The sequence below is a fragment of the Rhodoferax sp. ZS1R25 genome, assembly GCF_056521335.1.
This window is the reverse complement of sequence record NZ_JBWMAZ010000001.1, coordinates 2,164,166-2,182,504: the sequence shown is the minus strand read 5'-3', so window position 1 is coordinate 2,182,504 and position 18,339 is coordinate 2,164,166. Positions and strand designations below refer to the sequence as shown.

Sequence of the window (18,339 nt, the reverse complement as noted above, 5' to 3'; positions counted from 1 at the left end):
ACGCCTGCAAATCCCACCAACCTCCGTACACAATTTTTGGAGACACCCATGAAACTCAAACCCATCGTCGTCGCGGCCACGCTTCTGGCTTCCCTTGCCGCCCATGCGCAAAACCAGATCACCGTGGTCAACTTTGGCGGCGCCAATGGCAATGCCCAGAAGAAGGCCTATGTCGAGCCCTTTGAGAAGGCCACGGGCAACAAGATCGTCAGCGTGGAATACAACGGCGAGCAAGCCAAGATCAAGGCCATGGTCGAAGCCAAGAACGTGACCTGGGACGTGGTCGAAGTGGAAAGCCCGGACGTGACCCGCGGCTGCGACGAAGGTCTGTTCGAGAAGCTGGACTACAGCAAGATTGGCAACAAGGCCGACTTCTCGCCCGCGGCCGTGCACGAGTGCGGTATCGGCGTGTTCATCTGGTCCACCGTGATGGCCTACAACGCCGACAAGATCAAAACCGCCCCTGTGACCTGGGCCGATTTCTGGGACACCAAGAAGATTCCCGGCAAGCGCGGCATGCGCAAGGGCGCCCGCTTCAACCTGGAATTCGCTCTGATGGCCGACGGTGTAGCCGTGCAGGACGTGTACAAGGTGCTGGCCACCAAGGACGGCGCCGAGCGCGCGTTCAAGAAGATGACGGAACTGAAACCCAACATCCAGTGGTGGGAAGCCGGCGCGCAGCCGCCCCAGTTCCTGGTGGCGGGTGACGTGGCACTGACCACGGTCTACAACGGCCGCATCGACGCGGCCCAGCGCGAGGGCAAAAACCTTGGCATCACCTGGACCGGCGGCATCTACGACTTGGACTACTGGGTCATGCCCAAGGGCGGCAAGAACCGCGATGTGGCTTTGAAATACATCGCCATGGCCAGCGGTGCCAGCGAGCAGGCGGAGTACGCCAAGCTGATCTCCTACGGCCCCACCAACACCAAGGCCCTGGCCAAGCTGGACGCCAAGACGCTTGCCCTGTTGCCCACATCGCCCGCCAACTCCAAGACTGCGTTGCAGTTCAACGTGAGCTTCTGGGCCGACCAGGGTGAGGCTCTGGAAAAGCGCTTTGCTGCCTGGGCTGCCCAGTAACTTGAGCTGAACACGAGATCGCGATGAACCTGTCCACGACCGCCCCGCCCGCCTCTACCCTATTGCCCGCCGATCTGGCGGGACAGTTGAAACGGGCAGAGCGCCGTAAACGGCTCCTCTCGATCTCGCTCACCATGCCCTTGCTGGTGTTTCTGGTGGTCATCTTCCTAGTTCCCATTGCCGCGCTGCTCATGCGGGCGGCGGAGAACCCGGAAGTAGCCAACACGCTGGGACGCACCGGTGCGGCGCTAGCCCAATGGGACCGCAAATCCCCTCCCCCCGATGCGGCCTATGCCGCCGTAGCCCAGGATATGGCCGCCATCCAGGAACAATCCGATGCGGGCGCACTGGCACGTCGGCTCAATAGCGAAGTCAGCGGTGCCCGCTCTCTGGTGATGAACACCTACCGCGCCCTGCCCTTTGAACAAGGTCTTTCTGCGGCCCAGATCCACGCGCACATACTGTCCATCGACCCGCGCTGGGATGAGATCAGCTACTGGCAGGCCATTGCCAAGAACAGCGAACGCTGGACGCCTGACTACCTGCTCACCGCCGTCGACCTACAGCGCAACGCGCAAGGTGACATCGTTCGCGTACCCGCCGAAGCCGCCGCCTTTGGTCGAATCCTGCTGCGCACCTTCGAGATCAGCGCCGTCGTAACCCTGTTCGCGCTGCTGCTGGGCTACCCGCTGGCGTATTGGCTTTCCACGTTGACGGCGCGCCAGGCCAATATGTGCATGATTCTGGTTCTGGTTCCGTTCTGGACCTCCATTCTGGTGCGCGTGGCAGCCTGGATTGTGCTGCTGCAATCCAACGGTTTGGTGAACCGCGCACTGATGGGTGTGGGGCTGATTGACGAGCCATTGGCCCTGCTGTTTAACCGCCTGGGGGTGGTCATTGCCATGGTGCACATCCTGTTGCCTTTCATGATTTTGCCGCTATACAGCGTGATGAAATCCGTGCCTCCTACTTACCTGCGCGCCGCCGTATCACTGGGCAGTTCGCCATTGGCCGCCTTCTTCAAGGTCTACGTGCCCCAAACCTACCCCGGCATCGGCGCCGGTGGCCTGCTGGTCTTCATTTTGAGCATCGGCTACTACGTCACACCTGCCCTGCTGGGTGGTGCGGACGACCAGATGCTGAGCTACTACATCGCCCAGTACACCAACGTCAATGTCAACTGGGGTATGGCCTGCGCGCTGGGCGCCGTGCTGCTGTTCACCACACTGGTCCTGTACGCCGTGTATCGGCGTGTGGTCAAGTCTGAATTGAGCCTGGGATAAAGAGCCTGCCATGTCCAAACCCATTCTTCCTGTGTTCCCTGCCTACGCCACCTTTGTCGACAAAGTGGGCTGGTATGCCTTTCGCCTCTTGTGTGTCGGCGTATTGGCATTCCTGCTGCTGCCCATCCTGGTCATCATTCCGCTGTCGTTCAGCAACAGCTCCTTCTTGTCCTACCCCATTCCGGGCTGGTCATTACAGTGGTACCACAATCTGTTTTCCTCTGACGACTGGGCCCGTGCTACGCGCAACAGCTTCATCGTCGCCCCGCTGGCTACACTCTTGGCCACAGTGCTGGGCACCATGGCCGCAGTCGGTCTGGCGCGAGTCAATTTCTTCGGCAAAAGCACTCTGATGAGCCTGTTGATCTCGCCCATGGTGGTCCCCATCGTGGTGGTCGGGGTGAGCACCTACCTGTTCTTCGCCAAGATTGGCCTGGCCGACACCTACACCGGCCTCGTGCTGGTGCATGCCGCGCTGGGAGCCCCCTTTGTGCTGACCACGGTGCTGGCCACGCTACAAGGGTTCAACCACAACCTGGTGCGCGCCAGCCTGAGCCTGGGCGCGGGACCGCTGCAAACCTTTTTCCGTGTGACGCTGCCCATCATCGCCCCCGGTGTGATTTCGGGTGGACTGTTCGCCTTTGCCACATCGTTTGACGAAGTGGTGGTCACGTTGTTCATTGCAGGCCCCACGCAGGTCACGCTGCCACGCCAGATGTTCACCGGCATTCGCGAGAATATTTCCCCCACCATTGCAGCGGTGGCGACGCTGCTCATCCTGTTCACCACCGCACTCATGCTAGGGCTGGAGTGGCTGCGGGGCCGTCGGCGTTAGTCCCATGCAACGCGTGAGCAGATTGAAAAACATGAAATTGGGCACACGCTTAGCCCTGGCATTCGGCTTGCTGTTGGTGCTGCTCATGGCAATGGCGACCATGGCCGCGCAGCAGATCGCCGTGATCCATGACGCCCTGGACTACTACACCGCTACGACCACACCTTCCTTCGAAGCGGTGAAATCGTGGCAGGAAAAAGTAGCCGCGATCCGCATGTTGCAGGCCCAACATCTGATGACGGTATCGGCCGACGAAATGGGCACACTCGAAGGCAATATCGATCAAGCCTACACCCAACTCAATCAGGCGCTGGCCGATCACGAAAAGTTGCTGGTCAATGACGAAGACCGCGAACTCTGGAAGGCCGTGACCGAAAGCACCGTGTTGGCCATGGCCAACTGGGACAAGCTTAAAGCCATCGCTCGCCAATCTCTCTCCGAGCCAGACAAGGTCGAGGAAGCACGGCGGCTGTTCACCGGAAAAACGGAGCGCCTGTTTAGGGCCACCATGGGCGCCATCGACAGGGAGTGGGAATTCAAATCCGGTATTGCGACCCAACTCACGAAAAAAGGCAACGCCACCTACAGGCTGTCGCTGTCCTTATTGGCCGCAGCCTGTGCGGTGGCGCTGGCTGTCGGCATAGCCGCTGCGGTGGTCGTGGTGCGCTCCATTGCCCGCCAAATGGGGGGTGAACCAGCAGATGTGGCGCGCATCGCGCTGTCGATTGCCCAAGGAGATTTGACCCTGCAGGTGCAGACCCGTGTCGGCGACGACAGCAGCGTCATGGCCGCCATGGCCACCATGCGGGAGCGGCTGGCCGCATTGGTCGGGGAAGTACGCCAAAGCAGTGACAGGATTGCCACCGGCTCCGCAGAAATTGCCACCGGCAATTCGGACCTGAGCCACCGCACCGAAGAACAGGCCAGTGACTTGCAGCAAACCGTCGCGGCCATGGAGGAACTCACCCACACCGTCAAACACAACGCCGACACGGCCGAACAGGCCAACCGCCTTGCGACCAACGCGTCTACGTCCGCCGTAGCCGGCGGACAGGCCGTAGCACAGGTGGTGACAACCATGCAGGGCATCGCAGCATCTTCGAAGACTATTAGTGACATCACCGGCGTGATTGACGGCATTGCCTTCCAGACCAATTTCTTGGCACTCAACGCCGCCGTAGAAGCCGCCCGTGCAGGCGAACAAGGGCGTGGCTTTGCGGTGGTGGCCAGCGAGGTGCGCTCCCTGGCACACCGCTCCGCAGAGGCCGCCAAGGAAATCAAGAAGCTGATCGGCGACAACGTGGGCAAAGTAGAAGCCGGGACGCGCCAAGTCGATGAAGCCGGCCGTTCGATTCAGGCCATCGTCGCCGAGGTGCAGCATGTGGGTGAGCTGATTCACGACATCCACAACGCCACCGCCCGGCAGTACCAGGGCATCAGCAAAGTCAGTGGTGCAGTCGGCCGCATCGACCAGGTCACCCTGCAAAACGCCGCCTTAGTCGAAGAGAGCAGTGCAGCAGCGGAGAGCTTGCGCGTGCAAGCCGCCAGACTGGCCGAAATAGTGGGCTTGTTTCGTCTCGACCGCGGCGGAGTCTTCCTATCCACACCACCCAACCCCACATTGTTGAGCGCTTGATGCCAACCAAACTCCTGGCCCTAACGGTCCTACTATGCAGCCAAACCTGGGGACAGGGGCTGACCGTCGCCAACTTTGGTGGAGCCAATGGCAAGGCCCAGAGTGCAGCCTTCCTCAAACCCTTCGCGCGAGAGCAAAAAGCCGAAGCGACTGGGGTGGAGTACACCGGCGGCCTAGACGCAATACGGAACATGGTTCAGGACAAAAAGGTCACATGGGACGTGGTGGAAGTGGAGTCCACGGATCTCAAGACCGGCTGTGAATCAGGCCTTTTTGAACGTTTTGACCGCGGCACACTGCCGCACGCAAGTCTGTTGCTGCCGGGCGCGGTACAAGATTGCGGGGTTGGCGCGTTTGTCTGGTCAACCATCATGGCTTTTGATGGCAGCCGTTTTAAAGAACCACCCCGCAAATGGGCAGACTTTTGGGATGTGCAGCGCTTCCCGGGAAAACGCGGCCTGCGCAAGGGCGCGCGTTACAACCTTGAAATTGCACTGATGGCCGACGGCGTGAGCCGGCGTGACGTGTATGCCATGCTGGCGACGGACCAGGGCGTGACCCGGGCTCTGAACAAACTGGAACAGCTGAGCCCGCACATCGTTTGGTGGGAGTCCGGTGCACAGCCACCACAGCGGCTGGCCAGCGGCGAGGTCAGCATGAGCACAGCGTTCAATGGCCGTATTGCAGCGGCGGTCAAAGACGGCGCAACCCAGTTGGGCATAGTTTGGGCGGATGCCATTTATGAGCTGGACTACTGGGCAATTGTCAAAGGAACGCCCAAGCTCAAATTGGCGCAAACCTTCGTCAGTTATGCAACGTCAGAAGAGCCGCAACTGGCTTTTTCCCGCGAGATTCCCTACGGCCCCACGCACATGGGTGCCATCATGCGCGACGACAGCAGCCGCAGCAGGAATGCGACCGCAATTCCATACGCTGTCGATCTTTCGATGGCGGGCAGCGACATTCCTTCTGCACCCAGCAATTTGCGCCGTTCGCTGCCTTTTGATGCGAGCTTCTGGATTCAGAACGGCAATGCCATTGAGAAACGTTTTTCTCAACGTATCAAATGACCTCAAAAAACACCCCTCTCTCCGGCAACGCCATGCCACGCTTCGGTGGCATCGCCAGCATGATGCGCTTGCCCTTGGCCAGTTCTTCGCAGGGGCTAGACGCAGCGTTTATTGGCGTGCCACTGGACATCGGCACCTCCCACCGGCCAGGCGCACGCTTTGGCCCGCGCGAGATCCGCGCAGAGTCCTGCCTGCTGCGTCCCTACAACATGGCCACCGGTGCTGCCCCTTTCGACACCCTGCAAGTGGCGGATCTGGGCGATGTGCCCATCAACACCTATTCACTGGCCAAGTCGCTACCCATCATTACAGCCTTCTATGAAGAGGTCTTGGCCCATGGCTGCATCCCTTTGACCCTGGGCGGCGACCATACCATCGCACTGCCCATCCTGCGCGCCATGGCGACCAAGCATGGCCCGGTGGCCTTGGTCCATGTGGACGCCCATGCTGATGTCAACGACGACATGTTTGGCGAGCGCATTGCACACGGCACGCCGTTTCGCCGTGCGGTGGAGGAAAACCTGCTGGCCTGCGACAAGGTCTACCAGATTGGCCTGCGCGGCACAGGTTACGCGTCCGACGACTTTGACTGGCCACGCCAGCAGGGCTTCACTGTCGTTGCGGCCCACGAAGTCTGGTACCAGTCGCTCGCACCCTTGATGGCCCAGGTACGTGCGCGCATCGGCAACACGCCCTGCTACCTCAGCTTTGACATTGACGGCATCGACCCCGCATACGCCGGTGGTACCGGCACACCGGAGATTGGTGGCCTGAGCGTGCCCCAGGCACTGGAAATCATCCGCGGCTGTCGGGGACTTAACATCGTAGGTGCGGACTTGGTAGAGGTCTCCCCGCCCTATGACACCTCTGGCAACACGGCACTGCTGGGTGCCAACATACTGTTTGAAATGCTGTGCGTGTTGCCTGGCGTCCACTATCGCTAACACTTGTCTATTCAAGGCTTACCTTATGACGTGTCTCCCTCGCCCGTACGCTGTTCCCACTGTGCAAATATCCAACGATCGCGTCATCGTGACCGAATGGAGATTTGCGCCAGGTGCCGAAACAGGCTGGCACATACACGAACACGACTACGTTGTCGTACCGCAAACCTACGGTGTATTGCAACTGGAAACATTGGAAGGAACAAAGACGGTTCCGCTCGTCGCTGGCCAATCCTATGCGCGCAGCGTTGGCGTGCAACATAACGTAATCAACCCTACAGACCACGAGGTAGTCTTCATTGAAATCGAAGTGCGCTAAATAACTAATTCTCTTCTGTCAACATGAACGTCCTATGCAAAACTTGACCCCTCCCCTCTCCCTGCTCAAAGACCCCACCCTCCTTAAGACCGACGCCCTGATCAACGGCGCCTGGGTGCCAGGTGCTACCCGCTTTGATGTGCTGGACCCCGCCACCGGCCAGAAGCTGGCCGATGTGGCCAACCTGGGCCCCAAGGATGCCGAGGCCGCGATTAGCGCGGCCAACGCGGCCCTGCCCGCCTGGAAAGGCAAGACCGCCAAGGAGCGCAGCATCTTGCTGCGCAAGTGGTTTGATCTGCTGATGGCCAATCAGGACGACTTGGCGCGCATCATGACGGCCGAGCAAGGCAAGCCCTTCGCAGAGGCCAAGGGCGAGATCGCCTACGGCGCCAGCTTTGTGGAGTGGTTTGCCGAAGAGGCCAAGCGCGTCAACGGTGAGACCCTGCCCCAGTTCGACAACAACCGCCGCCTGATGGTGATCAAGCAGCCCATCGGCGTGTGCGCAGCCATCACGCCCTGGAACTTCCCCTTGGCCATGATCACCCGGAAGGTCGCGCCAGCGCTGGCTGCCGGATGTACGGTGCTGATCAAGCCCGCAGAACTGACACCGCTGACCGCCCTGGCTGCGGCCGAGCTGGCCATCCGCGCAGGCATTCCGGCCGGCGTTCTCAACATGGTGACCGCCGACAGCGAACAATCCATTGCCGTGGGCAAGGTCATCTGCGCCAGCGATGTGGTGCGCCACCTGAGTTTTACCGGTTCCACCGAGGTGGGCCGCATCCTCATGGCGCAAAGCGCACCCACCGTCAAAAAACTCTCGCTGGAACTAGGCGGCAACGCGCCCTTCATCGTGTTTGACGACGCCGATGTGGACTCCGCCGTGGAAGGCGCTCTGGCCAGCAAGTACCGCAACGCCGGCCAAACCTGCGTCTGCGCCAACCGCTTCTATGTGCAGGCTGGTGTGTACGAGCAGTTCGTGGCGAAGTTCAGCGCCAAAGTGAAAGCCATGAAGGTCGGCAATGGTTTTGAAGACGGCGTGCTGCAGGGCCCACTGATCGAAGACGCCGCGGTAGAGAAGGTCAAACGCCATGTGGCGGATGCCGTGGCCAAGGGCGGCAAGGTGGAAACTGGCGGCCACGCACTGCAAGGCCAGTTCTTCGAGCCCACGGTGGTGTCGGGCGCCACCGCCGACATGCTGTGCGCTCGTGAGGAAACCTTCGGCCCGTTTGCCCCGGTGTTCAAATTCACCACCGAGCAGGAAGCCATTGACGCAGCCAATGCCACCGAATTCGGCCTGGCCAGCTACTTCTATAGCCGCGACATCGGCCGCATCTACCGCGTGGGTGAAGCGCTGGAGTACGGCATGGTGGGCGTGAACGTCGGCATTCTGGCCACCGAACACGTGCCCTTCGGCGGCGTCAAACAGTCCGGCCTGGGCCGCGAAGGCTCCCACTTCGGCATGGACGACTATGTGGAGGTGAAGTACCTTTGCCTAGGTGACATCCAGAAGTAGCCCCAAGCGAAATCACACCCAAAAAGCCAGCGTTTGCTGGCTTTTTTGTTGCCGATTAAATTGCCCAATCAAAAACAGCCTTGACAATTATTGCCTAAGCAATTAATATTCGGGCCATGCAAGATTCCGACACCACCCCCAGCTTTTACTGCGCCGCCGGCTACAAGCCCGAGGGCAGCGTGGGCTATCTGATGCGGCTCATCATCGCCCACGTCGGGCAAGAGGTGGAGCGCCAGTTGGCGCACACCGAACTGACCAATGCCCAGTGGATTCCCCTCTACAAGCTCTACACCAAGCGCGCTTCCACCGTGGCCGAACTGGCGCGCGCATGCCAGCTTGACGCAGGTGCCACCACGCGCATGCTGGACCGGCTGGAAGCCAAGGGCTTGTGCCAGCGCAAGCGCTCGGAAGAAGACCGCCGCGTGGTCCACATAGAACTGACCGAAGCGGGCAACAAAGCTGCATCCGAAATCCCGCGGGTCTTGAGTGGGGTCCAAAACGCCCACTTGGCCGGCTTTTCCACTGAAGAGTTCGAATTGCTCAAGAGCCTGCTGCAGCGCATCTTGGACAACTCCAAAACCATCGCGGCCACCGCGATGGCCCCCAACACAACTATCCCAGGAGGCCCCGATGCGGCTTGATTCCCCTACTTCCGCCCGCTGGGCACGCCACACACTGACCGTGGTGGCCCTGGCTTCGCTGACCGCCTGCGCCAATTTCTCCGGCATCTTTTCACAAGCCAAGCCTATTGCGCCGCAAGCCGTTGGCCTGTCGCAAGACGCCATTCCCGCCGCCAGCCCGGCGCTCGACGCGCAGTGGTGGAAAACCTTTGGCGACAGCCAGCTCAACACCTTGGTCGACCAAGCCCTGGCCAACAGCCCCTCGCTGCGCGTGGCGCAAGCCCGGTTGCAACGGGTGCAGGCCGTCATTGAGAGCGCCGATTCGGCAACCCTGCCCCAAGTCAATGCCAGCCTGGACGCCACCCAGCAGAAGTACACCAAGAACGGCATGATTCCCGCGCCCTTGGCCGGCTCTATCCGCGACAGTGGCACGCTGCAAGCCAGCGCCAGCTGGGAGCTGGACTTGTTTGGCAAGAACCGTGCGGCGCTCGACGCCGCCATTGGCCAAAGCCGTGCCGCCCAGGCCGATGCCCAGGCAGCCCGCATGGTGCTCGCCAGCAACGTGGCGCGCAACTACTTCCAGTGGGTGCGCATCCAAGGCCAGCTGGACGTGGCCCAGCGCACCCTGGCCCAGCGCCAGCAAGCCCAACAACTGGTGCAAGACCGCGTGAAAGCCGGGCTGGACACTGCGCTGGAGCAGCAACAAAGCGATAGCGCCCTGCCCGACGCGCGCTACCAGATCGAGGCACTCAAGGAACAGGAAGCCCTGCTGGTAAACGCACTCACCGCCCTGACTTCACAGCCAAATGGTGCTCTAGCCCTCGTCAAACCTGCGCCAGCAGCTATCAAATCGATAGCAAATGCGCAAGCAGAAGTGAAGTCCATCCCGTTGGACTTGCTGGGTCGCCGGGCCGACGTGTCCGCCGCCCGCTGGCGTGTGGAGGCGGCTACCCACGACGTGAGCAACGCCAAGGCCCAGTTCTATCCCAACATCAACCTGACCGCGTTTGCCGGCTTCTCCAGCATCGGGCTGGAGCGCTTGGTCGAGACCGGCAGCGACCAATGGGGTGTGGGCCCCGCCATTCGCCTGCCCATCTTTGAAGGCGGGCGCCTGCGAGCCAACCTGAAGGGCAAGACCGCGGATCTGGATGCCGCCATCGAGACTTACAACGGCTTGGTGATTGACGCCGTGCGTGACGTGGCCGACCAGTTGGCCAGCACCCAGGCCCTGCGCCGCCAGCAAACCGAGCAGCGCGCTGCGCAAAGCTCGGCGGAATCGGCTTACGCCATTGCCGTGCAACGCTACGAAGCCGGCCTGGGCAACTACCTGAACGTGCTCAACGCCGAAACCGCGGTGCTGACCCAGCGCCGCCTGGCTGTGGACCTGGCCGCCCGCGCGCTGGACACGCAAGTACAGCTGATCCGCGCACTGGGCGGTGGCTACACCGAACCCGACACCACGACCGCCACCACCGTGGCCGCCGCCAAGTAATTGAACCGAACCCCATTCCCTCACTAGGCAGACCCATCATGAACGCACCTACTACCGCCGCATCCACCGCCATCGCCGCTGACGCTCCCAACTCCAAGCGCAAGAAGGCCCTCACCGTCGTATCCATCGTGGTCCTGCTGGGCCTGGCCTATGGCGGCTTTGAGTACTACGGCTCGCGCCACTCCGAGGAAACCGACAATGCCTACGTGCAAGGTAATGTGGTGCAAATCACGCCGCAAATTGGCGGTACCGTAACCGCCATCCTGGCCGACGACACCGACTACGTGAAAGCTGGTCAACCCCTGGTGCAGTTGGACCCCGCTGATGCCAAGGTGGCGCTGGACCAGGCCGAGGCCAACCTGGCCCAAGCCGTACGCCAGGTGCGCACGCTGTACGCCAACAACGGCAGCCTGTCGGCCCAAGTCACCCTGCGCGAATCGGACATCGCCAAGGCACAAACCGAAATCGCCCGCGCCACGGATGACCTGAACCGCCGCCAAGCCCTGTCGGGCAACGGTGCCGTGTCCAAGGAAGAGTTGAACCATGCCAAGTCGCAACTCGCCGCCGCCCAAAACGCGATGGTCGCCGCACAGGCTGGTGTGGCCGCCGCCCGCGAACAGCTCAGCAGCAACCAGAGCCTGACCGAAGGCACCAACGTGGAAGGCCACCCCAGCGTGATGGCCGCCGCCGCCAAGGTGCGTGAGGCCTACCTGGCCCTGCACCGCGCCGCCCTGCCAGCCCCCGTGGATGGCTATGTGGCCAAGCGCACCGTGCAACTGGGCCAGCGCGTGGCCGCCGGCGCACCGCTGATGTCCATCATCCCGTTGAACCAGCTGTGGGTGGATGCCAACTTCAAGGAAGTGCAACTGCGCAACATCCGCATCGGCCAACCGGTCAAGCTCACCGCCGACCTCTACGGCAAGAAGGTGGAATACACAGGCACCGTAGCCGGCCTAGGTGCGGGTACGGGTGCGGCCTTCGCCCTGCTGCCTGCACAAAATGCCACCGGCAACTGGATCAAGGTGGTGCAGCGCGTGCCCGTGCGCGTGGCGCTGGATGCTGAACAACTGGCCAAGAACCCCCTGCGTGTGGGCCTGTCCATGGAAGCTACGGTGGACGTGACCGACCAAAGCGGCAAATCCCTGGCCGATGCGCCCCGCACGGCCAGCAGCGTGCAGACCGAGGTGTACTCCGCCCTGGACGGCCAGGCCGGCAACGAAGTGAAACGCGTGATTGCAGCCAACCTGGGCCATAGCGCTCCGCGGGCTGCGAGCCACGCGGTCGCTCACGCTGCAGCACCCGTGGCCACTGTGCAGGCCAACTAAGCAGGAGCCTCCATGAGCTCCCCCGCCGCTTACACCCCACCGGCGCCACTGCAAGGCTCCGCCCGGCTGTGGGGCACCATTGCCCTGTCCGCTGCCACGTTCATGAACGTGCTGGATTCGTCCATTGCCAACGTCTCGCTGCCCGCCATCGCGGGTGACCTGGGCGTCAGCCCCAACCAGGGCACCTGGGTCATCACCAGCTTTGGTGTGGCCAACGCGATTGCGCTGCCCCTCACCGGCTGGCTGTCGCAGCGCTTTGGCCAAGTGCGCCTGTTTGTCACCAGCGTGCTGCTGTTCGTACTCTCCTCCTGGATGTGCGGGTTGGCTCCCAACATGAACACGCTGATTGCTGCCCGTGCGCTGCAAGGCTTTGTGGCTGGCCCCATGATGCCGCTGGCCCAAACGCTGCTGCTCTCCAGTTACCCGCCGGCCATGGCCGGCATGGCCATGGCGCTCTGGGCCATGACCACGCTGGTGGCGCCCGTGATGGGGCCGCTGCTGGGTGGCTGGATCACCGACAACGCCCACTGGGGATGGATCTTCTTCATCAACATTCCCGTGGGGCTGCTGGCCGGTTTCATCACCTGGACCATCTTCCACAAGCGTGAAACCCCGACCCGCAAACTCCCTATCGACACGGTGGGGCTGGGCTTGCTGGTGGTAGCCGTCACCGCCATCCAGATGATGCTGGACCGCGGCAAGGAGCTGGACTGGTTCCACTCCACCGAAATCGTCACGCTGACGGTGGTGTCCGTGATTGCGTTTGCCTACTTCATCGTCTGGGAGTTCACCGACGACCACCCGGTGGTGGACTTGAAACTGTTCAAGGTGCGCAACTTCTGGACCGGCACGGTGTCCATGTCCGTGGCCTACAGCCTGTTCATGGGCAACCTGGTGTTGCTGCCGCTGTGGTTGCAGCAGTTCATGGGCTATACCTCGACCCAGGCTGGCATGTTGATGGCACCGGTGGGCATCTTCGCCATCATTCTGTCGCCGCTGGTGGGGAAAAACATCGCCAAGTTCGATCCGCGCAAGCTCACTACATTTGCCTTCATCGTGTTTGCCGTGGTGCTGCTCATGCGGTCGCATTTCAATACCTCGGCAGACTTTGGCACCTTGATGATTCCGACGGTGATCCAGGGCGTGGCGCTGGCGTTTTTCTTCATCCCGCTGACCACCATCACCCTGGGTGGTTTGCCGGGCGACAAGATCGCATCCGCCTCGGGTCTGTCCAGCTTTGCGCGGGTCTTGGGCGGGTCGTTCGGCACCTCCATTGCCATCACCATCTGGCAAGACCGCACCACCATGCACCATGCCCAGTTGGCGGAGATGATCAACCGCGGCAACAGCGCCTCGACCAACGCCTTGGCGGGGCTGAATGCCTCGGGCATGAGCAGTGAGCAGGCACTGAGCCAGATCAACCGCATGATTGACCAGCAGGCCGCCACACTGGCTGCCAACGATGTGTTCTACGCCTCGGCCGTGATCTTCATGGTGCTGATTCCGCTGGTGTGGCTGGCACGCCCCAAGCGCATGGGGGCTGCAGCCGCCAAAGAAGCTGCGGCAGGCGCCCACTGATCGGGCGGCAGCTTTACAGGCATAAAAAAACGGGGCTTCAAGCCCCGTTTTTGTTGGCACCGTGTGCTGCGCTTAGCGGCCCAGTTCGGGGCCCTGCGGTGCGGTGGTGGCACGGCTGTTGCGCGCACCGTTGTTCACCGACCAGGGGATCACGGGCGACTGCTCCAGCGGCTTGGCCTTGGTGAACAGCGCCTGCCAGAAGAAACCGCCCTGGAAGGCAATCACTTCAAACAGGATGTAGCTTTGCGAGCTGCTGGACAACCACAGGTTGTACGTGGGGTAAAACACGATGGGTGACACCAGCAGGGGCAACACAATGCGCCCGACCTGCACCGACTCCAGGCCCTTGCCCATGTTGAACAGGTCCCAGTAGTAGTTGGAAAACATGCCCATCACCATCCAGCAGGCCAGGTGCCACACAAACACGATGCCATGGTTGCGCACCAGCAGGGTGATCCAGGGCTGCGAGCCCTCATCGGCGTTCACGATCAGGATCATGAAGGCCCCCGTGGTGAGGAACACCACGGCATAAATGAACATCAGAAATTTAAGCGCTCTGGACATGTTTTCCCCGGGTTTGAATTGGCGATCGCATCTTACCCGGTGTCAGCCCCCTCTCAGAGCAGGGGAACCCCTGTTTTCGCTTGCAATTCCTCGCGGCTCACGCCCGGGGCCAGCTCCACCACTTTCAAGCCTTCAGGGGTTACGTCCATCACCGCCAGGTCGGTGATGATGCGGTCCACCACACCCACGCCCGTCAGTGGCAGGGTGCATTGGGGCAGGATCTTCAGGTCTTCCGTGCCATCTTTCTTCTTGGCCACGTGCTCCATGAGCACAATCACGCGCTTCACACCAGCCACCAGGTCCATGGCACCGCCCATGCCCTTGACCATCTTGCCAGGGATCATCCAGTTGGCCAGGTCGCCCTTGGCGCTGACCTGCATGGCCCCCAGAATGCTCAGATTGATCTTGCCGCCGCGGATCATGGCAAAGCTCTCATGGCTGCCAAAAATGCTGCTGCCCTTGATGGTCGTCACCGTCTGCTTGCCAGCGTTGATCAGGTCGGCGTCCACCTCGTCTTCGGTGGGGAACGGGCCAATGCCGAGCATGCCGTTCTCACTTTGCAGCCACACCTCTTTGTCGGCAGGCACGTGGTTGGCTACCAGTGTGGGAATGCCGATCCCCAGGTTCACATAAAAGCCGTCTTCCAGCTCATGGGCCGCGCGGGCCGCCATTTGGTCTTGGTTCCAGGCCATGGTCAGACTCCTTCTTTCGGGGTGATGGTGCGTTTCTCGATGCGCTTTTCGGGCGTGGCGTTCAGCACAATGCGGTGCACATAAATGCCGGGCAGGTGCACCTGGTCGGGCGCGATGTCGCCGGTTTCCACAATCTCTTCGACTTCCACCACCGTGATCTTGCCGGCCATGGCCGCCGCGGGGTTAAAGTTGCGGGCGGTGTAGCGGAACTGGAGGTTGCCGGATTTGTCGGCACGGTGCGCCTTCACCAGTGCCACATCGGGCACCAGGGCACGCTCCATCACATAGGTCTCGCCGTCAAACTCGCGCAGCTCCTTGCCATCGGCCACGATGGTGCCCACGCCGGTCTTGGTGAAGAAAGCTGGAATGCCCGCACCGCCGGCACGTAGCTTCTCGGCCAGTGTGCCCTGGGGGGTGAACTCCAGTTCCAGCTCGCCCGCCAGGTACTGGCGCTCGAATTCCTTGTTCTCGCCCACGTAGGACGAGATCATTTTCTTGATCTGGCGGGTTTCGAGCAGCTTGCCCAGGCCAAAGCCGTCCACACCCGCGTTGTTGGAAATAGCGGTCAGGTTCTTGGCACCGCTGTCGCGCAGCGCGTCAATCAGCGCCTCGGGAATGCCGCACAGGCCGAAGCCGCCCACGGCCAGCAGTTGGCCGTCCTTGACGATGCCTTCAAGTGCCTTGGCGGCACTGGGATAGATTTTGTTCACTGCGCGTATCTCCTAGGTGGATGAAAACAACATGGCCGCTACGATACTACTTATGTGAATACGTAGTTCTTCGTAAAGCCAAACCCTCGGCCCGACTACCCCACTCCCACGCCCGCTCACCCCATGGACATTGATTACCGCCTTGCTTTCAACATCGCCCCCGTGGGCATGGCCTTGTCGCGCAACCGCAGCATCGTGGACTGCAACCAGCAGCTGTGCGACATGTTTGGGGCCACACGGGAACAGCTCATCGACCAGTCTTTCCAGATTTTGTACCCCAGCGCCGATGAGTTTGAGCGCACCGGCGCCCGCATTGCCCCCATCATGAACCGCGATGGCGCCTACGCAGATGACCGCATCATGAAGCGGGTGGACGGCCGCTTCAAGGGCGAGGCCTTTTGGTGCCACGTGACCGGCCGCGCGCTGAACCAGAGTGCGCCCCACGCGGCCGGCATCTGGTGCTTTGAAGACCTGAGCGCGCGCCGCCCCGTGAAAGCCGAACTCACCCCGCGCGAGCGCGAGGTGGCCGCCTACCTGATGCAGGGCTTGACCTCCAAGCAAATTGGCAAAACACTGACGATCAGCCACCGCACGGTAGAGATTTACCGCGCCCGGCTGATGCGCAAATACAAGGCGTCGACCACCGCGGATCTGGTGCATAAACTAACGGCTGGGTAGCAACATGGCTCTGGGCCGTATCAAAAAATCTGACATGAACCACGAACTGTCCGCTTCCGAACTGATCACGCAAAGAATCGCCGACTTAGGCGACTGGCGCGGTGAAACCCTGCGTACTCTGCGTGCGCTCATCCGCGAGGCGGACCCCGTCGTTGTCGAGGAATGGAAGTGGATGGGCACCCCGGTCTGGTCGCACAACGGCATCCTCTGCACGGGCGAGTCCTACAAAGACAAGGTGAAACTCACCTTTGCCAAAGGCGCATCTCTGGCAGATCCTTCTCAGCTCTTCAACGCAAGCCTGGACGGCAACGCGCGCCGTGCAATTGACATCCATGAGGGGGAAGACGTGGATAGCTCTGCATTCAAGGCCCTCATTCTTGAGGCGGTCGCGCTCAACAGTGCTGCCAAGCCCAAGCCTGCCAAAAAAGCAAAAACCTGATTTGCTGCCATGCCCCGCCTTGCCCAAGCCCCCAATCTGCAAATCGCCACGCTATGGGCCGACGCCTTGCAGGCCGAAGGCATAGACGCGAGCGTGCAGCGGCAGTACCTGGGAAGCGCAGCGGGCGAGCTGCCTCCCGATCAATGCCTGCCAGAGGTGTGGATCAAACACCCGGAGCAAGAAGCCAGCGCCCAACAACTGCTGCACCACCTGCAGAACGTGCCGCAGCACCGATGGACATGCCAATGCGGCGAACTGGTGGAGGGCGGGTTTGAGCAGTGCTGGAACTGCGGCGCGTGGATGCCGCGCTAACGCGCTACGCTGCTCCCGGCTGCACGCCGTCATACCCCTCAATCAGAATCACGTCTGCCGTCGCAGCCCCTAGGCGAAAGCTCTTGGCGTGTTGGTATTCGGGGGAATTCCAGCAGTCCTGTGCGGCCTGGTAGCTGGGAAATTCGATCACCACATTGCGGTTGCGGGCAGCGCCCTCCACCGCGTCAAACAGACCCGAGCGCACCAAAAAACGGGCCCCATATTTGGCAAACGCTGCAGCGTTGGCATCGATGTAGCCCTTGTACTGCTCGAGGTCAGTGACATCCACGCGCGCGATCCAATACCCTTTTGTCATCGTCTAGCTCCTGATTTCAAATACCCGCTATGTTGGGAACCGTACATACCTGCGGATACAAGAATCCGATCATTGTTACGCAGAACATCAGGGACAAAAAAACTTCAAGAACGTTGCCGTGGCGCCACCAGCCGCATGGAAAACGTCCCCATAAAAGTAGACATTGCCATGCTCAGCCCTACCGAAATTCTTGATGCCAGGATCTTGATCATTGACGATCAATTGGCCAACGTTCAATTGCTTGAACTCCTGCTGTCCGACGCGGGCTATACCCAGGTTACGTCTGCGGTCAACTCTGAAGACGCCCACGCGCTGCGACGAAAAACCGACTACGACCTGATCCTCATTGACCAGCAGATGCCCAACCTGAATGGCTTGGCGACAACCACCCATATGCCGGTGATTGTCCTGACGGCCCATCCCAGCCACAGGCTGCGGGCGTTGCAAGCCGGGACCCCCGACATCGTCAGCATGCCGTTCGACCTGGTGGAGATCAAACGGCGTGTCCACACCATGCTGGAAGTCCATCTGCTGCACAAGAAGCTGGATGCGTTTGACCAACTGCTGGAGGCCGCCGTGGTGCAGCGCACCGCCGAACTGCGCGAAAGCGAGGCCCGCTACAAAGCGCTGGCCGAGCTGGCCACCGACTGGTTCTGGGAACAAGACGAGCATGGCAGCTTGACCAAGGTGTCAGGGCCGGTGCATGACATTTTGGGTGTGCCCGCTGCAGAGGGGGCAGACCCAGAGCGCCGCACGCTGCACGCCAAGATCGCTGCGCGCGAACCGTTTTTGAACCACCCCTACAGCTGCCTGACTCCCGATGGCAAGCGCAAACAGTACCTGGTGAGTGGTGAACCCATCTTCGGCCAGTACTGCCGCTTTGTGGGCTACCGCGGCATCGGGCAAGAAACCACATTGCACGCCTGAGGCGGG

At 61.3% G+C, this 18,339-nt stretch carries 20 protein-coding genes; 16 read left to right on the top strand and 4 right to left on the bottom strand.

Annotation, left to right across the window (positions count from 1 at the left end; all coding sequences use genetic code 11):
* Positions 1-48: 48 nt before the first annotated feature.
* The 12 genes from AC097R_RS10415 (at position 49) to AC097R_RS10360 (ending at position 13,695) form a co-directional block, all read left to right on the top strand.
* Positions 49-1,080, top strand: a complete 1,032-nt coding sequence (locus AC097R_RS10415; RefSeq protein ID WP_479598003.1) for an ABC transporter substrate-binding protein — start codon at positions 49-51, stop codon at positions 1,078-1,080.
* A gap of 23 nt (positions 1,081-1,103) precedes the next feature.
* Positions 1,104-2,363: an ABC transporter permease gene (locus AC097R_RS10410; RefSeq protein ID WP_479598002.1), complete on the top strand. Its 1,260-nt coding sequence runs from the start codon at positions 1,104-1,106 to the stop codon at positions 2,361-2,363.
* Between the two features lie 10 nt (positions 2,364-2,373).
* Positions 2,374-3,198, top strand: coding sequence for an ABC transporter permease (locus tag AC097R_RS10405; RefSeq protein ID WP_479598001.1), 825 nt, complete (start codon positions 2,374-2,376; stop codon positions 3,196-3,198).
* A 31-nt stretch (positions 3,199-3,229) separates the two neighbouring features.
* A complete protein-coding gene (locus tag AC097R_RS10400) occupies positions 3,230-4,834 on the top strand; it encodes a methyl-accepting chemotaxis protein (protein ID WP_479598000.1) in 1,605 nt (534 codons plus the stop codon).
* Positions 4,834-5,904: an ABC transporter substrate-binding protein gene (locus tag AC097R_RS10395; RefSeq protein WP_479597999.1), complete on the top strand. Its 1,071-nt coding sequence runs from the start codon at positions 4,834-4,836 to the stop codon at positions 5,902-5,904. The genes AC097R_RS10400 and AC097R_RS10395 overlap by 1 nt, the downstream gene beginning before the upstream one ends.
* Positions 5,901-6,848 (top strand): agmatinase, encoded by a 948-nt coding sequence (gene speB / locus AC097R_RS10390; protein ID WP_479597998.1) that lies wholly within the window; start codon positions 5,901-5,903, stop codon positions 6,846-6,848. The genes AC097R_RS10395 and speB overlap by 4 nt, the downstream gene beginning before the upstream one ends.
* 25 nt (positions 6,849-6,873) lie before the next feature.
* On the top strand, positions 6,874-7,167 hold the full coding sequence (locus AC097R_RS10385) for a cupin domain-containing protein (RefSeq protein WP_479597997.1): 294 nt from the start codon (positions 6,874-6,876) through the stop codon (positions 7,165-7,167).
* 34 nt (positions 7,168-7,201) lie between these two features.
* Entirely contained in the window at positions 7,202-8,680 is a 1,479-nt protein-coding gene (locus AC097R_RS10380) for an NAD-dependent succinate-semialdehyde dehydrogenase (RefSeq protein ID WP_479597996.1), read from the top strand.
* 116 nt (positions 8,681-8,796) lie between these two features.
* The gene (locus AC097R_RS10375) at positions 8,797-9,321 is read left to right on the top strand and encodes a MarR family winged helix-turn-helix transcriptional regulator (RefSeq protein ID WP_479597995.1); all 525 of its coding nucleotides are present in this window, start codon (positions 8,797-8,799) and stop codon (positions 9,319-9,321) included.
* A complete protein-coding gene (locus AC097R_RS10370; RefSeq protein ID WP_479597994.1) occupies positions 9,311-10,792 on the top strand; it encodes an efflux transporter outer membrane subunit in 1,482 nt (493 codons plus the stop codon). The genes AC097R_RS10375 and AC097R_RS10370 overlap by 11 nt, the downstream gene beginning before the upstream one ends.
* A gap of 38 nt (positions 10,793-10,830) precedes the next feature.
* Positions 10,831-12,117, top strand: a complete 1,287-nt coding sequence (locus AC097R_RS10365) for an EmrA/EmrK family multidrug efflux transporter periplasmic adaptor subunit (RefSeq protein ID WP_479597993.1) — start codon at positions 10,831-10,833, stop codon at positions 12,115-12,117.
* 12 nt (positions 12,118-12,129) lie between these two features.
* Positions 12,130-13,695, top strand: coding sequence for a DHA2 family efflux MFS transporter permease subunit (locus tag AC097R_RS10360; protein ID WP_479597992.1), 1,566 nt, complete (start codon positions 12,130-12,132; stop codon positions 13,693-13,695).
* Between the two features lie 72 nt (positions 13,696-13,767).
* Here the strand turns inward: AC097R_RS10360 and AC097R_RS10355 are convergent, their stop codons facing one another.
* From AC097R_RS10355 to AC097R_RS10345, 3 genes are read right to left on the bottom strand one after another with little or no spacing between them, the layout of a single operon-like run.
* On the bottom strand, positions 13,768-14,259 hold the full coding sequence (locus tag AC097R_RS10355; RefSeq protein WP_479597991.1) for a hypothetical protein: 492 nt from the start codon (positions 14,257-14,259) through the stop codon (positions 13,768-13,770).
* Positions 14,260-14,312: 53 nt separating this feature from the next.
* The gene (locus AC097R_RS10350; protein ID WP_310338355.1) at positions 14,313-14,951 is read right to left on the bottom strand and encodes a CoA transferase subunit B; all 639 of its coding nucleotides are present in this window, start codon (positions 14,949-14,951) and stop codon (positions 14,313-14,315) included.
* Positions 14,952-14,953: 2 nt separating this feature from the next.
* Positions 14,954-15,661 (bottom strand): CoA transferase subunit A, encoded by a 708-nt coding sequence (locus AC097R_RS10345; RefSeq protein WP_479597990.1) that lies wholly within the window; start codon positions 15,659-15,661, stop codon positions 14,954-14,956.
* Between the two features lie 123 nt (positions 15,662-15,784).
* Here AC097R_RS10345 and AC097R_RS10340 point away from each other — a divergent pair, with 123 nt between their 5' ends.
* Genes AC097R_RS10340 through AC097R_RS10330 form a run of 3 tightly spaced genes read left to right on the top strand, consistent with a single transcriptional unit; the run spans position 15,785 to position 17,090 of the window.
* Entirely contained in the window at positions 15,785-16,339 is a 555-nt protein-coding gene (locus tag AC097R_RS10340) for a helix-turn-helix transcriptional regulator (RefSeq protein WP_479597989.1), read from the top strand.
* A 19-nt stretch (positions 16,340-16,358) separates the two neighbouring features.
* The gene (locus AC097R_RS10335; RefSeq protein WP_479598120.1) at positions 16,359-16,778 is read left to right on the top strand and encodes a DUF1801 domain-containing protein; all 420 of its coding nucleotides are present in this window, start codon (positions 16,359-16,361) and stop codon (positions 16,776-16,778) included.
* 9 nt (positions 16,779-16,787) lie between these two features.
* Entirely contained in the window at positions 16,788-17,090 is a 303-nt protein-coding gene (locus AC097R_RS10330) for a DUF2007 domain-containing protein (protein WP_479597988.1), read from the top strand.
* A gap of 4 nt (positions 17,091-17,094) precedes the next feature.
* Here the strand turns inward: AC097R_RS10330 and AC097R_RS10325 are convergent, their stop codons facing one another.
* Positions 17,095-17,406 (bottom strand): DUF1330 domain-containing protein, encoded by a 312-nt coding sequence (locus AC097R_RS10325; RefSeq protein WP_479597987.1) that lies wholly within the window; start codon positions 17,404-17,406, stop codon positions 17,095-17,097.
* Between the two features lie 135 nt (positions 17,407-17,541).
* On the opposite strand from AC097R_RS10325, the gene AC097R_RS10320 reads away from it, so the two are divergent.
* On the top strand, positions 17,542-18,333 hold the full coding sequence (locus tag AC097R_RS10320; protein ID WP_479597986.1) for a response regulator: 792 nt from the start codon (positions 17,542-17,544) through the stop codon (positions 18,331-18,333).
* Positions 18,334-18,339 lie beyond the last annotated feature (6 nt).

What these genes read in the sequence shown, in the direction of transcription:
- AC097R_RS10325 (WP_479597987.1), bottom strand. Translation starts at nt 17,406, where the DNA reads ATGACAAAAGGGTATTGGATCGCGCGCGTGGATGTCACTGACCTCGAG.
- AC097R_RS10350 (WP_310338355.1), bottom strand. Translation starts at nt 14,951, where the DNA reads ATGGCCTGGAACCAAGACCAAATGGCGGCCCGCGCGGCCCATGAGCTG.
- AC097R_RS10405 (WP_479598001.1), top strand. Translation starts at nt 2,374, where the DNA reads ATGTCCAAACCCATTCTTCCTGTGTTCCCTGCCTACGCCACCTTTGTC.
- AC097R_RS10410 (WP_479598002.1), top strand. Translation starts at nt 1,104, where the DNA reads ATGAACCTGTCCACGACCGCCCCGCCCGCCTCTACCCTATTGCCCGCC.
- AC097R_RS10365 (WP_479597993.1), top strand. Translation starts at nt 10,831, where the DNA reads ATGAACGCACCTACTACCGCCGCATCCACCGCCATCGCCGCTGACGCT.
- AC097R_RS10360 (WP_479597992.1), top strand. Translation starts at nt 12,130, where the DNA reads ATGAGCTCCCCCGCCGCTTACACCCCACCGGCGCCACTGCAAGGCTCC.
- AC097R_RS10330 (WP_479597988.1), top strand. Translation starts at nt 16,788, where the DNA reads ATGCCCCGCCTTGCCCAAGCCCCCAATCTGCAAATCGCCACGCTATGG.
- AC097R_RS10385 (WP_479597997.1), top strand. Translation starts at nt 6,874, where the DNA reads ATGACGTGTCTCCCTCGCCCGTACGCTGTTCCCACTGTGCAAATATCC.
- AC097R_RS10340 (WP_479597989.1), top strand. Translation starts at nt 15,785, where the DNA reads ATGGACATTGATTACCGCCTTGCTTTCAACATCGCCCCCGTGGGCATG.
- AC097R_RS10395 (WP_479597999.1), top strand. Translation starts at nt 4,834, where the DNA reads ATGCCAACCAAACTCCTGGCCCTAACGGTCCTACTATGCAGCCAAACC.
- speB (WP_479597998.1), top strand. Translation starts at nt 5,901, where the DNA reads ATGACCTCAAAAAACACCCCTCTCTCCGGCAACGCCATGCCACGCTTC.
- AC097R_RS10355 (WP_479597991.1), bottom strand. Translation starts at nt 14,259, where the DNA reads ATGTCCAGAGCGCTTAAATTTCTGATGTTCATTTATGCCGTGGTGTTC.
- AC097R_RS10320 (WP_479597986.1), top strand. Translation starts at nt 17,542, where the DNA reads ATGGAAAACGTCCCCATAAAAGTAGACATTGCCATGCTCAGCCCTACC.
- AC097R_RS10400 (WP_479598000.1), top strand. Translation starts at nt 3,230, where the DNA reads ATGAAATTGGGCACACGCTTAGCCCTGGCATTCGGCTTGCTGTTGGTG.
- AC097R_RS10370 (WP_479597994.1), top strand. Translation starts at nt 9,311, where the DNA reads ATGCGGCTTGATTCCCCTACTTCCGCCCGCTGGGCACGCCACACACTG.
- AC097R_RS10415 (WP_479598003.1), top strand. Translation starts at nt 49, where the DNA reads ATGAAACTCAAACCCATCGTCGTCGCGGCCACGCTTCTGGCTTCCCTT.
- AC097R_RS10375 (WP_479597995.1), top strand. Translation starts at nt 8,797, where the DNA reads ATGCAAGATTCCGACACCACCCCCAGCTTTTACTGCGCCGCCGGCTAC.
- AC097R_RS10380 (WP_479597996.1), top strand. Translation starts at nt 7,202, where the DNA reads ATGCAAAACTTGACCCCTCCCCTCTCCCTGCTCAAAGACCCCACCCTC.